The organism is Streptomyces sp. NPDC002888, assembly GCF_042888465.1.
Taxonomy (GTDB): Bacteria; Actinomycetota; Actinomycetes; order Streptomycetales; family Streptomycetaceae; genus Streptomyces.
The window spans coordinates 366,960-383,908 of record NZ_JBIAPU010000003.1 but is presented as its reverse complement, the minus strand read 5'-3'; the positions used below and the strand labels follow the sequence as shown (position 1 = coordinate 383,908).

General features: G+C 71.3%; 16 protein-coding genes, 1 pseudogene and 1 riboswitch. Of the genes and pseudogenes, 8 read left to right on the top strand and 9 right to left on the bottom strand.

What is annotated here, in order from left to right; translation table 11 throughout:
* Positions 1 to 77 precede the first annotated feature (77 nt).
* Complete coding sequence (locus tag ACFYWX_RS07225) at positions 78 to 1,205, top strand: hypothetical protein (RefSeq protein WP_389422978.1); 1,128 nt, start codon at positions 78 to 80, stop codon at positions 1,203 to 1,205.
* A 577-nt stretch (positions 1,206 to 1,782) separates the two neighbouring features.
* Here the strand turns inward: ACFYWX_RS07225 and ACFYWX_RS07220 are convergent.
* Complete coding sequence (locus tag ACFYWX_RS07220; RefSeq protein ID WP_389422977.1) at positions 1,783 to 2,064, bottom strand: chorismate mutase; 282 nt, start codon at positions 2,062 to 2,064, stop codon at positions 1,783 to 1,785.
* Positions 2,065 to 2,397: 333 nt separating this feature from the next.
* On the opposite strand from ACFYWX_RS07220, the gene guaA reads away from it, so the two are divergent.
* A complete protein-coding gene (gene guaA / locus ACFYWX_RS07215) occupies positions 2,398 to 3,978 on the top strand; it encodes a glutamine-hydrolyzing GMP synthase (protein WP_389422976.1) in 1,581 nt (526 codons plus the stop codon).
* A gap of 20 nt (positions 3,979 to 3,998) precedes the next feature.
* Here the strand turns inward: guaA and ACFYWX_RS07210 are convergent, their stop codons facing one another.
* Complete coding sequence (locus ACFYWX_RS07210) at positions 3,999 to 4,472, bottom strand: pyridoxamine 5'-phosphate oxidase family protein (RefSeq protein WP_389422975.1); 474 nt, start codon at positions 4,470 to 4,472, stop codon at positions 3,999 to 4,001.
* A gap of 51 nt (positions 4,473 to 4,523) precedes the next feature.
* Complete coding sequence (locus ACFYWX_RS07205; RefSeq protein ID WP_389423072.1) at positions 4,524 to 5,144, bottom strand: hypothetical protein; 621 nt, start codon at positions 5,142 to 5,144, stop codon at positions 4,524 to 4,526.
* A 183-nt stretch (positions 5,145 to 5,327) separates the two neighbouring features.
* On the opposite strand from ACFYWX_RS07205, the gene ACFYWX_RS07200 reads away from it, so the two are divergent.
* The gene (locus ACFYWX_RS07200; RefSeq protein WP_389422974.1) at positions 5,328 to 6,122 is read left to right on the top strand and encodes a class II aldolase/adducin family protein; all 795 of its coding nucleotides are present in this window, start codon (positions 5,328 to 5,330) and stop codon (positions 6,120 to 6,122) included.
* Between the two features lie 122 nt (positions 6,123 to 6,244).
* On the opposite strand, the pseudogene ACFYWX_RS07195 reads toward ACFYWX_RS07200, so the two are convergent.
* Positions 6,245 to 6,406, bottom strand: a pseudogene (locus tag ACFYWX_RS07195) (DUF4429 domain-containing protein); the annotation flags it as partial.
* 193 nt (positions 6,407 to 6,599) lie between these two features.
* Here ACFYWX_RS07195 and ACFYWX_RS07190 point away from each other — a divergent pair.
* Together ACFYWX_RS07190 and ACFYWX_RS07185 are read left to right on the top strand one after the other, a co-directional pair.
* Positions 6,600 to 7,877, top strand: coding sequence for a hypothetical protein (locus ACFYWX_RS07190; RefSeq protein ID WP_389422973.1), 1,278 nt, complete (start codon positions 6,600 to 6,602; stop codon positions 7,875 to 7,877).
* 158 nt (positions 7,878 to 8,035) lie between these two features.
* Positions 8,036 to 8,560, top strand: a complete 525-nt coding sequence (locus tag ACFYWX_RS07185; protein ID WP_389422972.1) for a DoxX family protein — start codon at positions 8,036 to 8,038, stop codon at positions 8,558 to 8,560.
* A gap of 37 nt (positions 8,561 to 8,597) precedes the next feature.
* Here the strand turns inward: ACFYWX_RS07185 and ACFYWX_RS07180 are convergent, their stop codons facing one another.
* Together ACFYWX_RS07180 and ACFYWX_RS07175 are read right to left on the bottom strand one after the other, a co-directional pair.
* Positions 8,598 to 8,840 carry a hypothetical protein gene (locus ACFYWX_RS07180; protein ID WP_389422971.1) on the bottom strand — a complete coding sequence of 81 codons (243 nt, stop codon included), beginning with the start codon at positions 8,838 to 8,840 and terminating at the stop codon, positions 8,598 to 8,600.
* Complete coding sequence (locus ACFYWX_RS07175) at positions 8,827 to 10,314, bottom strand: PspC domain-containing protein (protein WP_389422970.1); 1,488 nt, start codon at positions 10,312 to 10,314, stop codon at positions 8,827 to 8,829. The genes ACFYWX_RS07180 and ACFYWX_RS07175 overlap by 14 nt, the downstream gene beginning before the upstream one ends.
* 178 nt (positions 10,315 to 10,492) lie before the next feature.
* Here ACFYWX_RS07175 and ACFYWX_RS07170 point away from each other — a divergent pair, with 178 nt between their 5' ends.
* Positions 10,493 to 11,785 carry a PspC domain-containing protein gene (locus ACFYWX_RS07170; protein WP_389422969.1) on the top strand — a complete coding sequence of 431 codons (1,293 nt, stop codon included), beginning with the start codon at positions 10,493 to 10,495 and terminating at the stop codon, positions 11,783 to 11,785.
* Positions 11,782 to 12,525, top strand: a complete 744-nt coding sequence (locus tag ACFYWX_RS07165) for a LuxR C-terminal-related transcriptional regulator (RefSeq protein WP_389422968.1) — start codon at positions 11,782 to 11,784, stop codon at positions 12,523 to 12,525. The genes ACFYWX_RS07170 and ACFYWX_RS07165 overlap by 4 nt, the downstream gene beginning before the upstream one ends.
* A gap of 69 nt (positions 12,526 to 12,594) precedes the next feature.
* Here the strand turns inward: ACFYWX_RS07165 and ACFYWX_RS07160 are convergent, their stop codons facing one another.
* Positions 12,595 to 13,665, bottom strand: a complete 1,071-nt coding sequence (locus ACFYWX_RS07160) for an NlpC/P60 family protein (protein WP_389423071.1) — start codon at positions 13,663 to 13,665, stop codon at positions 12,595 to 12,597.
* Positions 13,666 to 14,129: 464 nt separating this feature from the next.
* Between ACFYWX_RS07160 and ACFYWX_RS07155 the strand changes: the two genes are divergently transcribed.
* Entirely contained in the window at positions 14,130 to 14,483 is a 354-nt protein-coding gene (locus ACFYWX_RS07155) for a hypothetical protein (protein ID WP_389422967.1), read from the top strand.
* Here the strand turns inward: ACFYWX_RS07155 and ACFYWX_RS07150 are convergent.
* Together ACFYWX_RS07150 and ACFYWX_RS07145 are read right to left on the bottom strand one after the other, a co-directional pair.
* Complete coding sequence (locus tag ACFYWX_RS07150) at positions 14,461 to 15,447, bottom strand: tellurite resistance/C4-dicarboxylate transporter family protein (RefSeq protein WP_389422966.1); 987 nt, start codon at positions 15,445 to 15,447, stop codon at positions 14,461 to 14,463. The genes ACFYWX_RS07155 and ACFYWX_RS07150 overlap by 23 nt on opposite strands.
* 88 nt (positions 15,448 to 15,535) lie before the next feature.
* The gene (locus ACFYWX_RS07145; RefSeq protein WP_389422965.1) at positions 15,536 to 16,720 is read right to left on the bottom strand and encodes an NlpC/P60 family protein; all 1,185 of its coding nucleotides are present in this window, start codon (positions 16,718 to 16,720) and stop codon (positions 15,536 to 15,538) included.
* Positions 16,721 to 16,727: 7 nt separating this feature from the next.
* Positions 16,728 to 16,889: riboswitch (cyclic di-AMP (ydaO/yuaA leader) on the bottom strand.
* Between the last annotated feature and the right edge of the window lie 60 nt (positions 16,890 to 16,949).

The window sequence follows — 16,949 nt, the reverse complement described above, 5'->3', positions numbered from 1 at the left end:
AGTCGCCTTTGGTGTTTCACACGTGTGACGTACGCTCAGCTCCCCAACACCCAACTCGCAGAAGGGCACAGGGCGCTGTGGCCGACAGATCGCCTGACGAGAACTCCATACCCGACGAGGCGTGGGAGAAGTTCCTCCGAGACAGCGAGAGCGGGGCGGGGGGTGATGCTCCCAAGGAGCCCTCCGCGCGGGCGCGGCTCGTTGCTCAGCGGTTGCGGGAGCAGGACGCGCGGGGTGAGAGTCCCGCGGGGTGGCGGACCGGGCCGGCGTCGCAGGAGATGAACGGGCGGAAGGCTCGGCGCAAGAAGGCGTGGGGGGTGGTCGGGGTGGTCGCCGCGATCGCCGTCGGTGTCGTGGCGCTCAAGCCGTCGCTGTTGCCCGGCGACCCGTTCGGCAGCGGGGAGCCGGATGTCGCCGTGTCTCCGCTGCCCGCCGAGACCGCCGCCCCGACCGCCGCGCCCGGCGAGGCGCGGCCTCAGACCCCCACCCTCGACGAGCCGTTCGCCGGTTCCCCCGCCTTGCGCTGGGCCGACGGCGAGGCCGGGATCGTGCTGCCCAAGGCGACGGCCGTCGGAGGGGCTTCGAAGGGGCGGGTGGAGGAGGCGCTGAAGCTCACCCGGAAGCTGCTCGTCGGTGCCAACCTCGACCCCAAGGTGCTGCGCGGCGAACGCCCCGAAGCCGCACTCGGCGTCCTTGACCCCAAGCAGCCCGAGTTGGTCGACGGTCTGAACACGGCCCTGCGCTCCCCCAGCGAGAAGCATGATCCGCTGCGGATGTTCAGTCGGTTCGATCCCGACGAGGTTCGCCTCGTGGGTGACGTGGTCAAGACGCGCGGGCGCGTCACCTTCAAGAAGGGCGAGTACACCGGCGTCGCCGTGCACGCCGACTACACCTTCGTCTACCCCGTCGTCCGCACCGACGGCTCGACCGAGGTGACCCGCACCATCGTGCGCCGCGTCCTCGACGTCGAACTCTCCGACCCCGCCCACTACAACGTCACGCCCGGCCGACTGGTCGTCCTGAAGCACGACGAGGAGGCCGGCAACTCCTCCTGCGGCGTCCACGACGGCTACCTGCATCCGGAGTTTCCCAGCAAGCAGCCCACGGGCCCCTCGCCGTCCGGGCCGACGACCGACCCGTACGACCGCAGCAAGGAACTCGGCGCGGACGGTTCCGACGCGTGTGGCACGGTGTCCCGCGTCTGAGCCCGCCCTGCGTACAGGCAGAGCGAAGGGCCCCGCGGGACGGAGCCGCGGGGCCCTTCTTTCGTCAGCACCAGCGTCAGGGCAGCGCCGGTGCCTTGGGAGCGGCGCCGGGGGATTGCGCCGCGTGCCTCGAATGCCTTGGTCGGCGCCCCGGCGCGGTCGGGGCGCATGGGCGGTCTCGACCTCTGGCGGTCGGGCCGTGCATCGCCACACCGGTCGGCATCGCAATGCGGTTGTCTGCGACGGGACTTGGGAGCTTTCTACGCATCGTGCTGGATGGACGCGGCCTCCGCAACCGTTTGACCCGGCCTTGATGCATTTTTGCATTTTTCCGCCGGTCGGCCCCGGGCGTCCCCGGAGCCGGCCGTTCTCTTGGGTGACCGGGCTGCTGTCCCCTGCCGTCCGGTCACTTTTCCGGAGCGAGGTCCCACGGCGCACGGCACGTCCCGTACGCCTCATCGCTCCAGCGAGCCACGCGTGGTTCTTTCGCGCCCGCCCCTGGCTGGCACGGACACCCGCATCAACGAACCGACCTGCGATGCGGTCACGCTCCGTACGGGTGAGAGGGGGCCCGAACTCAGATACGACCCCGGCACAGCTCGAGGAGCGTCATGGCGAGGGACGTACCCGGCTTGCCCAGCGCCTCGCTGTAGTGGTTGAGGATCTCCATCTCGCGGGAGAGGTTCACGCGCCGCCCGCCGGAGGTGATCCGCGCTTCCTGGACGACCGCGGACACGGCCATCCGTTCCTGGATCAGCCCGATGATGCGGTCGTCCAGGGCGTCGATGCGATCACGTGCGCCGGTGATCACGTCGGCGGCCTCGGGGGTACGGGCGCCGGTCAGGTCGATGGCGGTCATGGGGGCTCCTCGTCGGTTCGGTACGGGGTGCCCCGGAGCGGCAGGATCCGGAAAACACCAGGCGCCCCGGACCTTGTCGGCCCGGGGCGCCTGGGAAGTCGCTTGTCAGTTGCTCAAGCAGCACGACCATGGCAGCCGGTGGGCCCGGTGCCATAGGTAAAGAGGAAGGTCGTGTGCGTGAGCATGGGGCCAGTATGCCGGGGTGACGGGCGGTGTCCAACCCGGCTCGCATGGTGAGACACGATCGTGGGTTGCCGGCTCGGGACCCGCCCCACGCCCACCTCGGTAGAATTGGCCAGCACAGAGACCCCGCCCCACCGCCGGAAGGCCCCCGTGTCATCAGCGACTCCCGCTGCCGCCGCCCCCGACACCGTCCTGGTCGTCGACTTCGGTGCGCAGTACGCCCAGCTCATCGCCCGTCGAGTCCGCGAGGCCCGGGTCTACAGCGAGATCGTGCCGAGCACCATGCCGGTCGCGGAGATGCTCGCCAAGAACCCGGCGGCGATCATCCTCTCCGGCGGCCCCTCGTCCGTGTACGAGGAGGGCGCCCCCCGTCTGGACCGCGCGCTCTTCGAGGCCGGCGTCCCCGTCTTCGGCATGTGCTACGGCTTCCAGCTGATGGCCACCACCCTCGGCGGCACCGTCGACAACACCGGCGCACGTGAGTACGGCCGTACGGACCTGCACGTCAGCAAGACCGGCTCCACCCTCTTCGAGGGCACCCCGGCCGAGCAGGCCGTGTGGATGTCGCACGGCGACGCCTGCTCCGCCGCCCCCGAGGGCTTCAGCGTGACGGCGTCCACGGACGTCGTCCCGGTCGCCGCCTTCGAGAACGACGAGAAGAAGCTCTACGGCGTCCAGTACCACCCCGAGGTGATGCACTCCACGCACGGACAGCAGGTGCTGGAGCACTTCCTGTACCGGGGCGCGGGTCTGCAGCCGAACTGGACCACCGGGAACGTCATCGAGGAGCAGGCCGCCGCCATCCGTGAGCAGGTCGGCGACAGGCGCGCCATCTGCGGGCTGTCCGGTGGCGTGGACTCCGCGGTCGCCGCCGCCCTCGTCCAGAAGGCCATCGGCTCCCAGCTGACCTGTGTGTACGTCGACCACGGTCTGATGCGCAAGGGCGAGACCGAGCAGGTCGAGAAGGACTTCGTGGCCGCGACCGGCGTCCAGCTGAAGGTCGTCGACGCCGAGGAGCGCTTCCTCACCGCGCTCAAGGGGGTCAGCGACCCCGAGGAGAAGCGGAAGATCATCGGGCGCGAGTTCATCCGCGTCTTCGAGCAGGCCCAGGCGGAGATCATCGCGGACGAGGGTCCGGCGGTGGAGTTCCTCGTCCAGGGGACCCTGTACCCCGACGTGGTCGAGTCCGGTGGCGGTACCGGCACCGCCAACATCAAGTCCCACCACAACGTCGGCGGCCTCCCCGAGGACCTCGAGTTCCAGCTGATCGAGCCGCTGCGCAAGCTGTTCAAGGACGAGGTCCGGATGGTCGGCCAGGAGCTGGGCCTGCCCGAGGAGATCGTCCAGCGCCAGCCGTTCCCCGGCCCGGGCCTCGGCATCCGGATCGTCGGCGAGGTCACCAAGGAGCGGCTCGACCTGCTCCGCGAGGCCGACGCCATCGCCCGCGAGGAGCTGACGGCGGCCGGCCTCGACCGCGACATCTGGCAGTGCCCGGTGGTCCTGCTCGCGGACGTCCGCTCCGTCGGCGTCCAGGGCGACGGCCGGACCTACGGCCACCCGATCGTCCTGCGCCCGGTCTCCTCCGAGGACGCCATGACCGCCGACTGGTCGCGGCTGCCGTACGACGTGCTCGCGAAGATCTCCACGCGGATCACGAACGAGGTGCGGGACGTCAACCGCGTCGTCCTCGACGTGACGTCGAAGCCGCCGGGCACCATCGAGTGGGAGTAGTCCCACAGGCTTGGTGAGGGTCAGGCCCGCTTGAGAGTCCGCACCGGCTCTCCGGGCTTCCAGACCTGGGCGACCAGATACGTGTCGTCCTCGACGTAGGTCCGTACGACCTCCGTCAGCTCGGTGCGGAAGAGGTGGAAGGGCTGCGGCGGTTCCACCTCTTTCACGTATCCGGCCTTCACCGCCGGGTCCTCCACCTCGATCGCCCGCCCGCTGATCCGCACGTCCCCACCGCCCATCCCGGTTCCCTCGCCCGGGTTGGCCTGGAGGGCGAAGCGCGGGTCGCGGCGCAGGTCGAGTGCCTTGAGCGAGTCCGGCATCATGCCGAGCCACAGCTCACCGTGCAGGAACCGCACCTCCAAGCCGGTGGTGCGTGGTGAGCCGTCCCTGCGCAGGGTCGCCAGGACGTGGTGGGTGAAGGCGCCGAAACGCTCCTCGACGAGCGCGGCGAGGTCGGGTTCGGCGGTGGTGAAGGCCGCCCAGTTCTCTGTCATACGGTGAGTCTCGCGCTGATACCCGACAGGTGCTGTCCGGTATGCGCAGGCTTACACCCCGTGAGGAACCGGTCGCACGAACCGCTCGCGCCCCGACTCGTCCCGTACCTGCGTGCAGCCCGCCGCCGTGAGCCGCTCGGCCAGCTTGGCGCGCCGGGCCGCGTTGACACGCAGGGCGCCCAGCAGGAACGCCGGCATCAGCACGGCGAGCGGGAGCAGCACGGCGTACACGCCGGTCAGCACCGCCAGGAACAGGAAGAGCAGCGGGAACGCCCAGGCCATGGTCAGCAGCTGCTTGCGGTTGGCGGCGGCGCCGAGACCGTCGTACCGGATGAGCGTGGTGATCACGTCGACGTCTCCCTGCGTCTCCGGGATCGGGGTGAGCGAACCCAGGTACATGCCGGGGACCGGGCGGCCGGGGCCCGGGTCGGGGAAGGCCGCCCAGTTGGCCGCCGCGCGCTGCTGCGCCCACGGGTTCGTGTCGCGGACGAGGTACACGTGGGCGATCTTGTGTTTGCCGACGAGGCGGACGTCCGCGTACCGGTAGCCGTAGCACTCGGCGATGTACGCGAGCGCGCCGAAGGTCGGCCACTCGGCGAAGGGGTGGACGAGCTCGACGGTGTCCTGGGTCGCGACCTGCCGCATGAGCGCGGTGATGTGCCGGTCGGCCATGCTCACGGAAGCCTCCGATGGCTGAAAGGTGATGCTGAATTTCTGATTCCGCACACCAGACCAGTGAGCCTCGGCAAGGGTTGCATGCCCCTTGCGTGCGTCATCTTTACAAAACACCCCTGCCCTTTTGGGCTGACCGACGGTAACTTCCGCCCCGTGAAGCAACCCAGTGAAGGAGGACCTGTGCACGGGCCCACACCGCCCCTGCCACTGCCCACCGACCAGCTGCAGTTCGCGATGCCGCCGATGCACGACTCGGTGGACGACGAACGCCGGCACCGCAAGGAGCGGCTTGCGGGTGCGCTGCGGATCTTCGGGCGGCTCGGCTTCGAGGACGGAGTCTCGGGGCACATCACCGCACGCGACCCGGAGTTCAGCGACTGCTTCTGGGTGAATCCCTTCGGGATGCCCTTCAAGCACGTCACCGTGAGTGATCTGGTGCTGGCCAACTCCGACGGGCAGGTGATCGACGGCCGCTACCACGTCAACCAGGCGGCGTTCACCGTGCACAGCCGGGTGCACGCCGCCCGCCCCGATGTCGTCGCGGTCGCCCACTGCCACTCCGTGCACGGCCGCGCCCTCGCCGCCCTCGGCGACCTGCTGGACCCGATCACCCAGGAGAGCTGCGCGTTTTACGAGGATCACGCCCTCTACAACTCCTACACCGGCGTCGCCGTCGACGCCGAGGAGGGCCGGCGCGTCGCGGGCGCGCTCGGCTCCCGCAAGGCGCTCGTGCTGCGCAACCACGGGCTGCTGACCGTGGGGGACTCGGTGGACGCGGCGGCCTGGTGGTTCCTGTCGATGGAGCGGTCCAGTCAGGTGCAGCTGACGGCGCGGGCGGCCGGGCGGCCCCTCCTCATCGACCACAAACTGGCGGTGGCGACCCGCGAGCAGCTCGGCGGCGACCTGGTGGCCTGGATCAACTACCAGCCGCTGTGGCAGGACATCAGCCGCAGCGAGCCCGACCTGCTCAGCTGACGACCTCGCTCCAGGTGTCTCAGAAGCCTCTGAGTACCGCCGCCTACGTCATCGTGAACCCCTCGTCCGTGAGCACCCCGTCCCGGTACAGCTCGCCCAACCCCCGCAGCCGGCGCAGCAGTACGTCGTGGTGGTCGGACGACGCCGGCGACGGCCTCCAGGGGCACGGCGACCTCCCCGTGCGTCTGCCGGAACAGCGGCACGGAGCGGTGCAGGCCCGGCGAGATCCTGATCGTCGTGCCGTCGAAGTCCCAGATCCCGTCACGCTGGATGATCGGCCATATCGAAAATCTCGCAGCCCGGTCAATACAGAGGCCCAACCCTCACCCGCACTGACCACACCTGCCGGACGCGACCCGGGGAACGTAGGGCACAATTCGCTTCATCGCGGGGTGTGGCACGGGAGAAGTAGGCGGTGGTCGGAGGCTGCGCAGGGCCACCGGCCGTCTTGGTTCGTGGGGAAGGCGGGCGGCGGACGTGGCGGTCCAAGAGGCGAGACAGGGCGCGGACATGGGCGCGCACGGAGGCGGCTGCACCTGCGGGGACTGCCCGCACGGGGCACGCGCGGGACACCGGCGGGCGGTGGCCGAATTCCTGCTGAGACGGGACGAGTTCGCAGCCGGGCAGGGACTGCCCGCCGCCGTGGCCCACTCGGCCTCGGCCTCCCGCCAGTGGGTCTCGGAGGAACTGGCGCAGTCCGCGGAACTCGTCGCCGAGCGCGGCCGGGCCGAGGGCGCCGCATGGCTGGCCCGCCTGTGGGGCCGTACCGCGGTCACGGTGTGGGCGTCGGTCGTCGTGCTGCTCCTGGTCCAGGCGCTCACGGCGATCGGCGCGGGCTGGACCGCGGCGCGCACGGCGGGACTGCTCGCCGCGGTGCTCGTGGGTGGCGCGCTGACGGCCGCGTCCTGGTTCCACCGTGCCCGGGGCGGGGTGCTGGCCCCCGTCATCGGCGAGGACAACCGCCTGTCCACCTCGCGCGCGGTGGCCACGGCATGGGTGCTGTTCGTGGCCTACGCGGTGCTCGTGCTCGTCGGAGAGCTGGCCGCCGCCTCCGGCAACGCCCAGCGGGACGCGCTGATCGCCGGGCTCGAACTCGCCCGCGGCGCCGGTGTCGTGACCGTCCTCGCGGTGGTCTGCGGGATCGCGGTCCTGGTGCGGCGGGTGGTCGGGCTGCGGGTGCTCGGGCAGCGGCTGCAGAAGGTCCGGGCGGACCGGCCGCGCGCCGCCGACCTGCTCACCGACGACTCGGGCCGGGGCACCTTCGCCGACATTCAGTACGTCGTGATCAGCGCCGTCGCCCTGGCGTTCGCGGCGGTACGCCTCGCCCGCCGCCCCGACCAGCTGCCCGACCTGCCGTGGGGGCTCGCTGTCGTCGTGCTGGTGTCGGCGGCCACGTATCTGGCGGGCAAGTACGCCGAGGGCGGCCGGCCCGTGATCCTCTCCGTGGTCCGGGCCCGGGAGGCCGGTGACCTCGACGCCCCGATCCGCACCGGCGACGACATCGAGATCCGGGGCGCCGGTTTTGTACCGTCGGGTGCGCACGCCGCCGACCGGCTGTCACGGATGGTGGTCCGCATCGGCCCCGTCAACGTCCACGTCCCCCTCGTCCCGGTCGCCGGCGGCTTCAGCAACCCCACCGACGCCGTCCTGACGGTGCCCGTCCCCGCGGATGTGGAACCCGGGCAGGTGGAGGTCCAGGTGGTGACCGCGGCGGGGGTGGAGACGAACCGGTATGCGATCGATGTGACGGAGTGATTGCCGGTCGAGGGGCTACGTGGCGGTAGGCCGGGCTCCGGAAGACGCCGGAGCCGGGAAATCCTTGCGTGTCCGGACGAAGGGTGAGCGGAGCCTCCGTTTCGTACGTATGGTCTGTTGAGGGGCCATGTCACGGCGGCGAGAGGCGGCTAGGAGCCATGACTCACGGCATGCGTTCGGACACCCACATCCCCCATCTCGACGGCGGGCACAGCTGGCGGGACAGCGCCACCCGCTACGCCCTGCTCCCGCTCCGCGTCTTCCTCGGTGTCACCTTCATCTACGCCGGCCTCGACAAGCTCACCGACGCCGCCTTCCTCAAGGACTCCGGCGCCGGCTCCATCGGCGACACGATGCGCGCCGTCCGGGACTCCTCGGCCATCCCGGCCCTCGTCGACATGGCTTTGAAGAACCCCGTCGGCTTCGGCTACGCCATGGCCTTCGGTGAACTCGCCGTCGGCATCGGCGCCCTGCTCGGCCTTCTCACCCGCATCGCCGCACTCGGCGGCGCGCTGATCTCCCTCAGCCTGTGGCTGACCGTGAGCTGGGCCTCCGACCCGTACTACTACGGCAACGACCTCGCGTACCTCATGGCCTGGATCCCCCTCGTCCTGGCAGGCGCCCCCGTCCTCTCCGTGGACGCCGTCATTCGCAAGCGCCGACGAGGCGGCGGGTATCGGTAGGCCACAGGCCGCCGATCCCTGTTCTGGCCTCCTCCGCTCACGCCGGCCCCGCCGGCCGGGCTGACGGAGGCTCAGTGGCGGGGGAACGGCGGCGTCGTCGTATGCCGCGGGTGAGGAAGGAGACCGCGCCCGCCAGGCAGAGCCCGCCCGTGACGACCGGGATCACCACGAACCACGGGGTGTCCCAGAGGCCGCCCGCGTCCCCGGCGTAGAGGACGCCCGCCAGGGTGAGGAACGTACCGGCGACCAGCCTCCCCGGCTGGAACTCATGACGCAGCACGGCTCACCTCCGCTTGTCCCACGCCGACCCGGAGATCGAGGTCGAGCGTGCCGGTGCCCTTGCCGCCCGAGGTCGGCGCCAGGGTCACCTCCTTGTACCTGCCCGGTTCCACATCCACGTCCTTCGAGTCGTCGCCCGGCAACTGGATGTCCCCCAGGCCCACGTCGATGTTCAGCTTCACGGTCACGTCCGGCGGCACGATCACCCGCAGCCGGCCCACCCCCACCTCGGCCCGCGCGGTCACCGTCTGTCCCCTGGCCGGGTCCAGCCCGGACAGGTCCAGGGTGCCGACGCCGGTGCCCAGGTCGTACTCGTGCCGCACGTCCGCCACCGCGGCAGGCCGCCATGTCTCACGTATCCACTGTGTGCCGATGTCCTTGGGCAGCGCCGCCGAACCCGCGAGGAGGCCCGCCGTCACGATCGCCAGGAACACCGACCCGGCTCCCATGCGCCCGAGGAACGCGCTGAGGGCCATGCCCATTCCGAGGACGACGAGCGCGAAGGACAGCCCCGTCTGAAGGCTGGTGCCGAGCGGATGGTCGTCCCAGGTCATCCGGGTGCCGAGGACGCCGGCGAACACAGCGAGCAGGAAGACCCAGCCGCCGATCCAGCGGGGTCCCCGCGGCTTGGGCTGGGGCCGGGCACGCAGCGCGTGTATGTCCGCGCGGTCGCGTCCGTCGGTGCCGCGGCCGATGTTGACGGCCGCCGCGATGTCCCGGTCGGTGGAGTCGCGGGGGCCCCAGAGGTAGCCGGTGCCTCCGACGTGGGTGCCGTCCTTGACGATGGGCTCGCGCCACCAGGAGGGGTAGGCAGCGTGGACCGGCGGCGCCTGGGCCTCCGGGGGCGCGTCGGCCGCGGCCTGGGCGGCCAGCGGATCGGGGTCGGGCGCGCCGCGCCGCGGCGACCAGTATCCGGCGCCCGCGAGGAGGAGGGAGAGCACGACGGAGAAGGTCAGCACGCCGCCGTTCTTCAGCATGGACAGGAAGACCCCGCAGCCGACCAGCGCGAACAGCACGGCCGCCAGCGCCTGCCCGTCCACCCGGCCGGTGAGGAGCTTGCGCACCTCGTGCTCGTCCTCGCTCCGGTAGGGAACGAAGAGCCAGGCGAAGCCGTAGAAGATGAGGCCGATGCCGCCGGTCGCGGAGAGCACCGCGAGCGTGATCCGGAAGATCACCGGGTCCATGTCGCACTGCCGCCCGAGCCCCGCGCACACCCCGGCGATCATCTTGTGCCGCCGGTCGCGCCGGAACCGGTGCGGGGCGTCGGCCTCCTCGACCGCTCCTTCTTCATCGGTGCCACTGGCACCGGCTTTACTGGCATGCGCTCCACTGGCGCCGGTTCGGCCGGCACCGGCTCCGCCGGCACCACCGGATTCACCGGCGCCGCTGCGGGGCGCCGCACCGGCTGCGGGGTGCGCGTCGGGCGCGGCGCCCTCGTCGGGCACCGCGTCCGCGGCGTGCTGGTGATCGGTCATGCGTCCATGGTGACGGGCGAGGCGCCTCGGCGGGAGCCGGAACGACCCTGGTCGGACCCTGATATCGCCCCTGAGCCGACGCGGGGAACCGTTCGACCGGCCCGCCGTTCGAAGATCAGGGGCGTCCTAGGGGTCGACCCTGATGCTCCGGGCCGCCGCCCGTGTGAACATCGATGGCATGCCGGAAGCCGCCGCAGTGCCACTCGCCGAACCGCGGCCCCCGCGCAAGCTCTACCGCAGCAGCGACGGACGCTGGCTGGGCGGGGTGGCGCGAGGGCTCGCCGGGCATCTCGGGCTGCCCGTGATCTGGGTGCGGCTCGTCTTCGTCGGCCTGTTCATGGCGGACGGCCTCGGCGCCCTGCTGTACGGCGCGTTCTGGTTCTTCGTGCCGCTCGGCGTCGGCGGCGTCGGCGACCAGAAACCCCCGTCCCTCGTCACCGCCGAGACCTCACCCGACGGCCGCCGCCGGCTCGTCGCGCGCAAGCCGGACAAGGGGCAGATCGTCGCCCTGCTGCTCATGGTCGTCGTGGCGATCGTCTTCGTCGGCAGCGTCAACCTCAGCAGCGGCGCCAAGGTGTATCTGCTGCCCGCGGTCCTCGTCGGCGCGGGCGTCGCCCTCGTCTGGCGCCAGGCGGACAACGCCCGCCGGGCCCGCTGGGTCGAGGTCGGCAGCCGTCGCCGCACGCTCACGCTGCTGCGCGCCGGCGGCGGTGTCCTCCTCGTCACCGCCGGTACCTCCGGCATCTTCGTCCTCCAGGGCTCCGCCGCCCACCTCGGCTCCGTCCTGCAGGCGGCCCTCGCCGTCCTCGTCGGGATAACGCTCCTCGCCGGGCCGTATCTGGTCCGTATGACGCAGGATCTCTCCGAGGAGCGCCTGATGCGCATCCGCGCCCAGGAACGCGCCGAGGTCGCCGCCCACGTCCACGACTCGGTGCTGCACACCCTGACCCTGATCCAACGCAACGCGGAGAACGTGGGCGAGGTGCGCCGCCTCGCCCGCGCCCAGGAGCGCGACCTGCGCACCTGGCTCTACAAACCCGAGGGCACCGGCAAGAACGAGGCCGACGAACCGACCAACCTCGCCGACGCGGTCCGGCGCAACGCCGCGGAGGTCGAGGACAAGCACGGCGTCCCCATAGAGGTCGTCGTCGTGGGCGACTGCCCGCTCGACGACGGGGTCGGCGCCCAGATGCAGGCCGCGCGCGAGGCGATGGTGAACGCCGCCAAGTACGGTGGCGAGGGCGGCGCCGTGCAGGTCTATGCCGAAGTCGAGGGCAGGACGGTCTTCGTGTCCGTCCGGGACCGCGGCCCGGGCTTCGACCTCGATTCGATACCCGCCGACCGCATGGGCGTTAGAGAATCGATCATCGGCCGCATGGAGCGCAACGGCGGCACGGCGCGGTTGCGCGCGGTGCCCGACGGCGGCACGGAGGTCGAGCTGGAGATGGAGAGGGCGGAGAAGACGTCATGAGCGACCCGACCGAGCAGAACAAAACGGCGGGAGCGGGGGAGGCGGCCGCGCCCGAGCAGTCCACGGGCGGCGCGGGCGGACGCCATGTGCGCGTGGTCCTCGTCGACGACCACCGCATGTTCCGCACCGGCGTACAGGCCGAGATCGGACAGACCGAGCAGACCGGCGTCGAGGTCGTCGGCGAGGCGGCGGACGTGGACCAGGCGGTCACGGTCATCACCGCGACCCGGCCCGAGGTGGTCCTCCTCGACGTCCACCTCCCGGGCGGCGGCGGCGTCGAAGTCCTGCGCCGCTGCGCTCCGTTGATGGCCGACGCCGAGCAGCCCGTGCGGTTCCTCGCCCTGTCCGTCTCGGACGCGGCGGAGGACGTGATCGGTGTGATCCGCGGCGGCGCCCGGGGCTATGTCACGAAGACGATCACGGGCTCGGACCTCGTCGCCTCCGTCTTCCGTGTCCAGGAGGGCGACGCGGTCTTCTCCCCGCGCCTCGCCGGGTTCGTCCTGGACGCCTTCGCCTCCACCGACGCCCCGCCGGTCGACGAGGACCTCGACCGCCTCACCCAGCGCGAGCGCGAGGTCCTGCGCCTCATCGCCCGTGGCTACGCCTACAAGGAGATCGCCAAGCAGCTCTTCATCTCCGTGAAGACCGTCGAGTCCCACGTCTCGGCGGTCCTCAGGAAACTGCAGCTGTCCAACCGCCACGAGCTGACCCGGTGGGCGACGGCACGACGACTGGTCTGACACCGACGGCGACGGACTACGGGCCTCAGGTTTCGGGTTTCGTTTCCAGCCATGCCACCCACCCGGTCCTCACACCACCCGGGTCGCCCCCGCGAACGGCATCTCGTCCAGCGGGGCCACCCGGACGGGGGCCGACGGGTTGGGGGCGTGGATCATGCGGCCGTCGCCGATGTAGATGCCGACGTGCGTGATGCCGGAGTAGAAGAACAACAGGTCACCCGGGCGGAGTTCGGAGCGGGAGACGCGGCGGCCGGCGTTGATCTGGGTGTAGGTCGTGCGGGGCAGGGAGATGCCGGCGGAGCGGTACGCGGCCTGGGTGAGACCGGAGCAGTCGAAGGAGTCGGGTCCGGTCGCGCCCCACACATAGGGGCTGCCGAGCTTGCTGTAGGCGTACGAGACGGCCGCGGCGGCACGGGAGTTGGGTGCGCCCACGGTCGCCGACCCGGGAGCCTGGAGGCTGTCGCGGGCGCCCGTCGCGTCGCGTGAGGCGCGGTCCGTGCCCGAGCCGCCCGCGCCGAACCGCGCGCGTTCCTCGGCGCCGAGTTGGGACAGCAGCCGCCGGGCCGCGCCCAGCTTTCCGGTGACCGTCTTCTTGTGCTGTCGCAGCTGGGCCTGCTGCGACGTCAGCGAGGTCAGCTCGACGCGCGCGGCCCCGCGCAACTGCTCGATCTCCCGGAGCTGTTTGCGTACCCGCGCGACGGCGCCCGCCTGCCGGTAGCCGGCCCGTTCGGCGAAGGCGGCGCCGTCCAGGTACTGGTCGGGGTCGTCGGACAGGGCGAGTTGCATCGCGGGGTCGAGACCACCGCTGCGGTACTGGGCCGCGGCGATCGAACCCAGCGCCTCCCGCGCCACGTTGAGCCGCTCCTCCTTGCGCGCGGCCTGGTCCCGCAGTGAGCCCAGTCGCTGCTCGGCCGTGTCCGCCCGCTCCTTCGCGCCGTTGTACTTCTCGGTGGCGGCCTCCGCCTCCTGGTACAGCTGGTCCACCTTGGCCTTGACCTGCGCCGGGGTCAGGTTCGGCTCTGCGTGTCCGGTTCCGTCGAAGCCCGTCGCGGTCGCCGCGCCCGCCAGGGCGAGCGTTGCGGCCGTCCGGGCCGTATTGCCGCTGAGCGAGCGCTGTCTGGGCTTGCGGTGCGCTGCCACGTGGACCTGCACGTCCTTTCGTACGACCGCCATGTCCGTACGCCGGGGGAGAGCGCACGGCCGTCGGGGGCGTAGCCGCGGGGGAGCGGACGTACGACCGCCGGGGACGGTTCCGCGTCCGGCGGCGGCCTGCACAGGGGAGCGAGCCGCCGCCGGACCTTCTCGGCGGTGGTGGCCGACTGCCGCCCCTGGCCCGGGCGGCGGTGGGGAGCCGGTCACCTGGGGGAGGACGTTAGGCCGCAGAGTGACGCGCATGTAACGCGTTGTGCGGAACTGGCGTGAGCGGACCGAAGGGTGACCTTAAGTGACCGTGATCCCGTTCCGGGCTCGCCGCCTTCACGCAGAGCGATGACCGAACTGGGGATTCCGGAACACGCGGTTGTGACGGAGTGCTATGGGGCGCATATATGCAACCAGTGGGCCGGTGTCGGACGGCCTGCGGCCCCTCATTAGGCTCCGGCTTCATGGACGTACTCATCCATCTCTTCGTCGGCCTGCACATCGTCGGCATCGCCTCCCTCCTCGGCGGCTTCCTCACGCAGATGAAGGCCATGGGCCAGGGCACCGCCCGCTTCGTCCCCGCGATGCTGCACGGCGCGCTGACGATGCTGGTCACCGGCGTGATCCTGGTCGGCCTCAACCAGGCCGACGACCAGCCGGTCAACAACATCAAGATCGGCGTGAAGCTGGCCCTGCTGATCGTGATCCTGGGTCTCGTCTACGTGAAGCGGGACGACGAGAAGGTCGACAAGGGCCTGTTCGGGCTGGTCGGCGCGCTGACCACGGCGAACATCTTCATCGCGGTGCTGTGGACGTGACCTCGGCCCTGACGGCCGCCCAGGCCGCCCGTACCGCACCCGCGGCGACGGCCAGCCACACCGCCACCGCGATCCACAGCAGCGCCTGACCGGGCCCCTTCAGCCATGAGACGTCGAGGGCGGCGGCGACGGACAGCATCGCCGCCGCCGTCATCCCCATCGGGAACGCCGTCGCCCAGCGGCACTCGTCGTAGTGCGGGCGCGGCCGGACGCATTCGGCGATGAGCAGTACGGCGTACCAGCACAGGTCGAGCACGAGCAGCCCGATCGTCACGGTGCGCAGGACGCCGCCGTCGTCGTCGTTCCACAGATACAGGCGCGCGCTGTCGGCGGCGAGCAGCTTCGACCCGGCGAGCGCCGAGATGGCGAGCGCGCCGCCCGCGATCCACTGGTCGCCCGCGCCCTCGGTCACCTGCCGGGGGTCGAAGCAGAACAGCGCGGCGCAGTAGAGCACCAGACCGAGCCAGAAGAGCACCAGAGCGGCGTGCGCGAGCCAGTCGGTCGCCTCGGCCCCGGAGAGGGTGGCGGCCAGTACGGCGAGCCCCTGCGTGGCCACACAGCCCAGGAACACCGTCCCCGGCATGCGCCGCCGCCAGCGCAGTACGACGGTGAAGAGCAGCCCCGGCCACAGCACCGCCGACAGCGCCAGCAGAGCCGCCGCGACGGTCTGCTGTCCCAGGGCCGAGAAGCCGGTGCCGAGCACCGTGGTGGCGGCGACCGCCGTGAGCGCGCCCGGCGTGGCCGCCTCCGCCACCCACCTCTCGCGCTCCCACAGCAGCCGTACGACGAAGTGCGCCGCCAGGGCCAGCCACGCGGCCGACGCCGCTCCGAGGGCGACCCGGGACAGCGCCTCGTACCCCGCCGACCACAGACCGACCGCCAGGATGCCGGTCGCCATCAGAGCGGCCCCGGTCGCCGGCGAACGCTGCGCCCACCAGGCGCGGAGGGGGGAGGTTCGGGGCATGCCCCGATGCTAAGGAGCCACCTCGCCGCGGGCGCGGATAAGGCACTCCACGCGCGCGTGCCCCCACCCGGTCGGCCGCCCAGGTGTCTCAGGCCGGTCGTACGACGCTGTAGATCGACGACTCGCCGTCGTAGTAGATGGACTCCTCGCGGACGTACGCACCCGGCTTCGGGGCGTGGATCATCATGCCGTTGCCGATGTAGAGGCCGACGTGGCTGATGTCGTCGTAGAAGAAGACCAGGTCACCGGGCTGGGCGTTGGCGAGGGAGACCGTGGTGCCGGCGTTGACCTGGTCGTAGGTGACGCGGGGGAGGTCCACGCCGGCGGCCTTCCAGGCAGCCTGGGTGAGGCCGGAGCAGTCGTAGGAGTCCGGGCCGGTGGCGCCCCACACGTACGGCTTGCCGATCTGGGCGCGGGCGAAGGCGAGCGCCTTGTCGGCCTTGGTGGCGTACGAGGAGTCGGCGGGGGCCGACGAGGACGAGGAGGACGACGAAGACGAGGACGAGGACGAGGACGACGAGGGGCTGTCCTGTTGGGCCGCTGCCTCCTCCTGGGCCTTCTGCTGCGCCGCCTGCTGCTTCGCCAGCTCCGCCGCCTTGCGCGCGGCCGCTTCCTGCTTCCGCTTCTCGATCGCCGCGAGTCGCGCCTTCTCCTCCGCCGTCAGCTTCGACAGCAGCTCGCGCGCGTCGGATAGCTTCGTCTGGACGGTGGTCTTGGCGGTCTTCAGGTCGTTCTGCGAGTCGGTGAGCGTGGAGAGGCTCTCGCCGGCCTCCTGGCGCTTCTTCATCGTCGCCGACTGCTCGGCGAAGTAGTCGTCGACCTCCTGCTTCTGACGACCGGTCATCCGGTCCATCAGCTGGGTCTGGTCGAAGTAGTCCTGCGGGGAGTCCGCCAGCAGGAAGGTCGCGGTGTCGGGCGCGGCCGCGCCGGTGCGGTACTGGGCCGCGGCGTATGAGCCGAGCCGCTCGCGCTCCTCGTTGAGCTTCTGCGCGCGCTTGGCGACGTCGTCGAGGAGGGTGTCGACCTGCTTGCGCTGCTTCGCGGTCTTCTCCTTGGCCGCGTTGTACTTCTCGGTCGCCGACTCCGCCTGACGGTAGAGGTCGTCGACCTTCTTCTCGACCTCCTCGAGGCTCGGCTTGTCGTCCGCGGGTGCGGCGTTCGCCGTCTGGGAGAGCAGGGCCACGGAGGTGAGGGCGGCCGTGGCGAGGGCGGGCGTGCGTATGCCCGCCACGCGCGTGCCCGCAGAGCGGGGCTTGCGGTGCTGCGACGCCAAGGGAGGCGACTCCTTCCATCGTCCGCCTACCGGGTTAGCTGTCGGGTTCGGGCGGGTGGTTCGGAAGGGTTGCCCTACGGCCCTCTCCCCGTCAGGAGAGTCGGGCCGATTCACCCCAAGGTCTCGGTGGGTCCCCGGCTCCGGCCGGCATGTGCGGCGCGGGCGGACTCGGCGGAGGCCGCGCGGCCCGGCGACGTTCGCCGGTGGGGGTCGTACGGCCTGCCCGGCA